This window comes from Arcticibacter svalbardensis MN12-7, assembly GCF_000403135.1.
GTDB classification, from domain to species: domain Bacteria; phylum Bacteroidota; class Bacteroidia; order Sphingobacteriales; family Sphingobacteriaceae; genus Arcticibacter; species Arcticibacter svalbardensis.
Window position 1 is genome coordinate 61,175 of the sequence record NZ_AQPN01000085.1, and the last position, 6,818, is coordinate 67,992.

The 6,818-nt window shown below is 36.7% G+C and carries 3 protein-coding genes; 2 read left to right on the top strand and 1 reads right to left on the bottom strand.

What is annotated here, in order from left to right; genetic code table 11:
- The first annotated feature begins 8 nt into the window (after window positions 1–8).
- Window positions 9–3,707: a sensor histidine kinase gene (locus tag ADIARSV_RS11380; RefSeq protein ID WP_016195668.1), complete on the top strand. Its 3,699-nt coding sequence runs from the start codon at window positions 9–11 to the stop codon at window positions 3,705–3,707.
- 10 nt (window positions 3,708–3,717) lie between these two features.
- Here the strand turns inward: ADIARSV_RS11380 and ADIARSV_RS11385 are convergent, their stop codons facing one another.
- A complete protein-coding gene (locus tag ADIARSV_RS11385; RefSeq protein WP_040299852.1) occupies window positions 3,718–4,635 on the bottom strand; it encodes a hypothetical protein in 918 nt (305 codons plus the stop codon).
- Between the two features lie 264 nt (window positions 4,636–4,899).
- Between ADIARSV_RS11385 and ADIARSV_RS11390 the strand changes: the two genes are divergently transcribed.
- Entirely contained in the window at window positions 4,900–6,459 is a 1,560-nt protein-coding gene (locus tag ADIARSV_RS11390) for a glycoside hydrolase family 10 protein (RefSeq protein WP_016195670.1), read from the top strand.
- The last annotated feature ends 359 nt before the right edge of the window (window positions 6,460–6,818 follow it).

Below are 6,818 nucleotides of genomic sequence, written 5' to 3' on the forward strand. Positions count from 1 at the left end.
TACTTATTGTGAGCGCTACTTTTAAGATACGAATCATATTACTTCTGCTAACACTAAGCTGTGCAGCTACTGCTTTATTAATAAATTTTACGTACAGCAAGGATGAGTTACTAGATTTTGATGCCAAAACACTAGAGACGCGTCTTCACAATAAGGAAAAGTTTATCAATGATTATTTAAGCGATTCTGTAAATTTTAACGCACTCCGGTCTGTTCATAAAAACCCAAAGCTTGCCATAAATTTAATCCAGACCTTCCGGGATGTAAAGTCGATTTATGTTCATACCTATAAAAACAACCAATTGGTATTCTGGGGAGCAAATAGAGTTGCTCCTCAAACAGATGCCGGCTTAACGGAAGGAAGTAACCGGATAAAAACGCACAACGGATGGTATGAAGCTATAAAAAAGACTTCCGGATCCTTCTCAGTTGTTTGTATTATCCCCCTAAAAGCAGAGTATAAATTTCAGAATTCATATCTGAAAAACGTATTTGCCGAAGATCTTATTAAAGATAATAATCTTGAAATTGCCGGCCTCAGCGACAAAAAAATCTATACAATTAGGAACATTGGAGGCGATTTTATGCTTTCAGTTAAACTGAAGTCTTCTTTAACAAACACCTTCTACTCTACACTGGAGCTATCCATGTGGGCTCTTGCCGTACTTTTTGCTACTATTTTTATCAATTATTTAAGTGTTTCTATTGCTTCCAAAGGACATGTAAAGGCTGCAACTTGTCTCTTTTTCTTATATTTTCTAATTTTCAGGATCTATACACTCTATTTCCCTTACCTGGACACGGTATTTAACGTAAGTTTATTCGACCCCAGGCACTTTAATGATGGGTTTTTTCTTCCTTCATTGGGCGACTACCTGCTCAATACAATTATTATCAGTTGGTTTTTATGTTTCATTTATAGTTTCCGAAAGGAATTAAGACTGACCGTATTACCCATTAATAAAATAGCGGGCATCATTATCTTTACTCTTTTGGGCTTGATTATTTATTTGATTGCCTCACAGCAAAGTGATTTGTTCTATGCTTTAATCATTAAATCAAATATTAATTTCGACCTTACCAATATTTTAAATCTAACCAATCACAGTTGGATTGCTATTTTTTTACTTTACGTTTCTGCCTTTAACCTCTATCTTGTACTGGAAATCATCCTGGCCATTGGGGATAAACTACCTATTTCAAACCTGACAAAACTCAAAATATTCATTAACGGGATTATCATTCTTTTACTGATCAATCTGATCCTGGGTACTATAAATGTTTACATTCCATTATTCTGTATTATACTATTTATTAGAGGATATTGCTTTTATACAAAAAAGAGAAACTACCGTTTGGTCATTTTTTTGTTTAGTGTGTTAATCTTTTCAATAATTGCCTCTATTAAACTGTCTTCCTTTGAATTTGAAAAAGAAAGAGAGTTAAGAAAGGTCACTGCTTACAAATTAGAATCGGCTGATGATCCTAATGCCGTCCTCCTTTTCTTGTCATTGGAACAAGAAATGAGTAACGACGAATTTATAAAGGAGTACTTTAGAAAACACACCATAAATAAAGCGGTTCTGGATGATAATCTAAAGAAACTTTATTTTGAAGGTTATTTGTCCCGATATGAATTTGAAACCTTTACATTTACTCCAGGGCAGGAATATAACACGGCAGATAGCACCCAGATCCACAACTACAGGAATCTTGTGTTGGCTGGATCAATTAAAGTTTCTGAAAACTTCTATCGTGTAAATAACACTTTCGGCTTTCAGAACTATTTTGCAATCCTTCCGGTAAAAGATAACAATCAGCAGATTGGGACCTTAATCATTACTTTAAAATCGAAGACATTTAAAAATTTGGGTACGCTGCCCGAAGTGCTGATAGACAGCAAAATGATTTCGGATAAGGGGTTAGACAATTATTCATTTGCCTTTTATTTGGATGGGCATTTACTCAATCAAAACGGTAATTACACCTACAATTTAATTAATAATACTTTTCCTGGTAAAATCAATCAGTTTATTTTTACGGAACAAAATGGATACAGTCATCTTATCTATCAATCCAATGCCAAGAAACTTATTGTAGTAAGCCGTCCGATCTCATCATTGATTATGAAACTGGCGTCTGTATCCTTTATGTTTCTGGTGATGATCCTGCTAACGGTTTTTATCGGTTTGCTGTATCAGGTATGGGTAACCTTCCACGACGAGAATTTTATGATTGACCGGAATGGATGGAAGTACCTTTTATCCAGGCATCGGATTCTATACAAAACCAGGATTCAAGCATCACTTGTAGTCGCTATTGCTTTTACACTATTGATGGTTAGTTTAATTACTTATTTTAGTATAAGTAATCAATTTAAAACCGATCTGGAGAAAGGTGTAATCGAACAAGTCAATCAAATCAATTCAGGATTAGAAAAGAATAAAATTTTCAAGAATGAAAAGTTAATGGCTACAGAAGATATGTTGCGGACATTTTCTGAGATAAACGCGACAGACTTGAACCTATACGACGTAAACGGCCGATTACTCTTTACTACGCAATACAAGATCTACGATAATGGTTTCTTAGAGCCCCGCATGAATTCATTGGCTTATATCTATCTCCGCAGGCTTCAACGCTCCGAATACCTCAACGAAGAACAGGTAGGACGGATGAAATACATAACCGCTTATCAACCTTTAAGAAACGATAGGAACGAAACAATTGCCTACCTCAGCATACCTAGATTTTCTTTTCAGCGTGATTATGACTCCCGGATAGGGCACTATCTAAACACCCTGATTAATGTATATGCGCTTGTACTAATCATCATTGCCATATTTGCCATATTTCTTGCCAACCAGATTACATTTCCGCTTACATTAGTGAGTAAAAGCCTCAGTGAGGTAAGTATTGACGGGAAAAATGAACCTATTAAATGGGAAAGCAATGATGAGATTGGCAGTTTAATTAAAGAATACAACACGATGATCTTAGCGCTGGAAGAAAGCGCAAGGAAACTAGCGCGCTCTGAAAGAGAGTCGGCATGGCGTGAAATGGCCAAACAGGTTGCTCATGAAATAAAGAACCCGCTTACCCCACTAAAGCTGGGCGTACAACTGCTTGAAAAATCATGGCGCGAAAACGATCCTAATTTTAGTAAAAAGTTTGAACGGTTCAGCAAGTCGTTTATTGAGCAGATTGAAAGCCTTGCATTGATTGCTTCAGAGTTCTCTAACTTTGCTAAACTACCAGATACTCCTTTTTCAAGGATTAATCTGGTAGATATCATTGAACGATCTGTAGAGATCTACGCAAATTCTCCTGGACTTCAGATCTCTTTTAAACATGATATGTCTGAGTTCTTTCTTAATGGAAGTAAAGATCATCTTTTGAGAATATTCAACAACCTGATAAAAAATGCAATAGAGGCAATTCCTGAAACGGAACCCGGTTACATCAATCTATCACTAAAAACCGATGGGCAATTTGCTTTAATTACTCTTTCTGACAATGGTAAAGGGATACCTGAAGATTTGAAAGATATTATTTTCAATCCTAATTTTACCACGAAAAGTTCAGGAACAGGATTAGGCTTAGCCTTTGTTAAACAGGCTATCGAAAACATGTTAGGCACCATTACGTTCGTCACAGAACAGGATAAAGGAACTACCTTTTATTTGCGTTTACCAATTGTAAGTTAGGTCTATCAGATTAACGCAAAGCTAACACAGCTTTACCAACGGTGTACCCATCTGCATATAAAATAATAGTATACTCTCCTTTTTGAAAAGGTAATTTTTTATTCCAGTCTATAGAAAACAGCTTCCCATACGTATTGTCGAAGTCTATGCTTGTTTTATACGTATACTGCATTTCGTCATCGTTAGCCGTGAATAAACTCCCACCATCTGCAATTAAAAGATTACCATTAGGGTCAACAATCCGCATAAAAATATCATGTGACGTCTTGGCAGCAAGAGCATTGTCTGCAATAGTAAATCTTATTTTTATACGTTCTGCTGTGCTAGCTCTGGTCACTTCACTTTCCTTACCACTATTTCTTATTCGTACTGCCGATACGACAATATTGGCAATCTTCAATGCAGCACCTACCTTAACCTTGGCATTCAAATCTAAATTTTCTTTTTCAAGTATTGAGGTTCGCTCATTTATGTTCGCCACAGTAGTTTGTAAACTATCTCTTTGAATTTCCAAAGAAACATTTTTATTTTCAAGCTCCTTAATATTAGCGGTATAGCTGGATACAAACGACCTCAAATCTTTTATTTCCTTTTGTGCCCTGGCTAACTGCTGTTGCGTTAACTTTCCCTGTTTTAATTGAGTTCGAAGCTCAGTAATCTTTACCCTTGCCACTTGTTGTCCCTCTTTTAGTTCCGCAGAAAGGTCCAGATAGGAGTTCTTTGTGCGATCCAGTTCGGCTTCAATCCTATCGATCTCAATTTCCATTCGGGATTTCTCATCCGTTAATGTAATTATTTTATCATCCGATTTTTTACCGTTCACGTATACGTATATATTAGAACCCAGCAATGCAACTATACAGAGTATTAAAAAGTAAAACTTGTTCGAATCTTTGGTAGGAACTTGTTCGGGGGAGTCATTTTCCATAACAGTATAATTTTAATTGTATTCCATTTCTCTGCCCAAGCAAAGAAGATCAAGTGTATTTTTTTAGTTCAAATATCCTTCTAATATGCAGCTTTTTTAATAGCCTTTATTGAACATGTGTATAATTTAATCCAAAACACTTCATAAAGCCTTTCTGTTTAGCCTAATTAACTTTTAACAATTTAAATTTAAAGCAAGTATCTTTGCCATTTATTAGCAGGAAAGTCTACCTACCTCCTGACATGCATTCAATAGCTATCTATAATGAAAATTTTAAATCAGTTTACAATACTCCTCTTTTTAATTTGCTCTATCTCATCTGCTTTTGCTCAAATAAACGACGCTCAGGCTCATCCTAAAAGGGAATTCAGAGGGGTCTGGGTGGCAACCGTTGCCAACATTGACTGGCCTTCGAAACCTGGTCTCTCCACAGAAAATCAAAAAAATGAATTGCTTCGCATCCTGGATGAACACCAAAAAAGTGGCATTAATGCCATCATACTTCAGGTAAGGCCTGCTGCCGATGCCTTTTATGGCAACGGTACAGAACCTTGGAGTAGATTCCTGTCTGGCAAACAGGGTCAGTCGCCTTTTCCTTTTTATGATCCCCTTACCTTCGCTATCGAAGAAGCCCATAAAAGAGGAATGGAGTTACATGCCTGGTTTAATCCATACCGTGCTTCTACTACACTGGCTAACTCAGAAATAAGTCTTAATCATATTACGCGTCAAAACCCCTCCTGGTTTTTTAATTACGGCGGCAAGAAACTTTTTAATCCAGGAATTCCTGAGGTCCGGAAATATATCGTTCAAACGATTATGAACGTCGTGCGGAAATACGATATTGATGGCGTTCACTTCGACGACTATTTCTACCCCTATCCTGAAAAGGGTCAGTTTATCAACGACTCTAAAGAATTTGCAGCATATGGTAAAGAATTCAATAATATAAGCGACTGGAGACGGCACAATGTAGATACCTTAATTCAAACACTTTCTGATAGCATTCACATGGCAAAGAAATACGTCAAGTTTGGCATTAGTCCCTTTGGTATATGGCGAAACAAATCACAGGACTCTACCGGTTCGGAGAGTAACGGACTTGATAGCTATGGATCCTTATATGGGGACTCAAAAAAATGGATTGAGAAAGGATGGATTGATTATATAAACCCTCAGATTTATTTTCCATTCCATAACAGATCTGCTGCTTTCGAAAAGCTTACAGACTGGTGGAGCGATAATGCTTTTGGAAGACATGTTTATATTGGTCAGGCGGCTTACAGAGCCATTGAAAGGCGTCCCGGATGGAGTAGCAAGTCACAGATCCCCGACCAGATCAGGTATTTACGTAACAACAACCGGATTCAGGGGAGTGTATATTTCAGCTCCAAATCCCTCACAGGCAACTATGCAGGGCTTCAGGACTCCCTCAGACAGAATTTTTATTCAAGGCCATCTCTACCTCCACAGATGTTGTGGAGAGATGATACCCCACCACAGGTACCCATCAATTTGGTGGCCTTACAATCAGACAACAAAGTATTGCTAAACTGGAATGAACCCATACGGGCTCGTGACGGAGAAACTGCATATGGCTACGTGATATACCGCTTTAATGCATCCGAACAAATTAATATACAAAACGCGGCCAACATTATAAAAATCAGCTTTGAGAACAAAACCACATTCATTGATACGGATAGCGTTCCTGGAAGCTACTATTATGTAGTCACTGCCATAGACAGAATGAAAAATGAAAGTGCCGCATCAAATAATGTCATGATTTCTGTTACTTTGCCAGTTTATAAAGCGGCAAAGTAACCAGGACAAGTAGTAGTTTAATTCCCAAAAAGCAAATTAACTACCTAGTTACATATGAATGAATTAAACTAAAAGCAATCCCTGAAGGTCAAATTACTTAGAACAAAGAAGTTTATTATTTGGATATAAACAAGTTAAAGCAAGCATGCTTTAAGTGATCCTGTTATATTTTATACTACTTGCAAATTATAGGAGCGTTTAATTTTAAGGCGTTTAGATCATATATGAACCTCAAAAATGAATTTTTTCCATTTCATTCTTTAAGGAATCAACATCTTAAAACCTGTATTTAAATTCAAATTAGTTTTCAATAAGCCAAATTAAGGCCATCCAAAACACTTAACAAAGTCATAAATTTT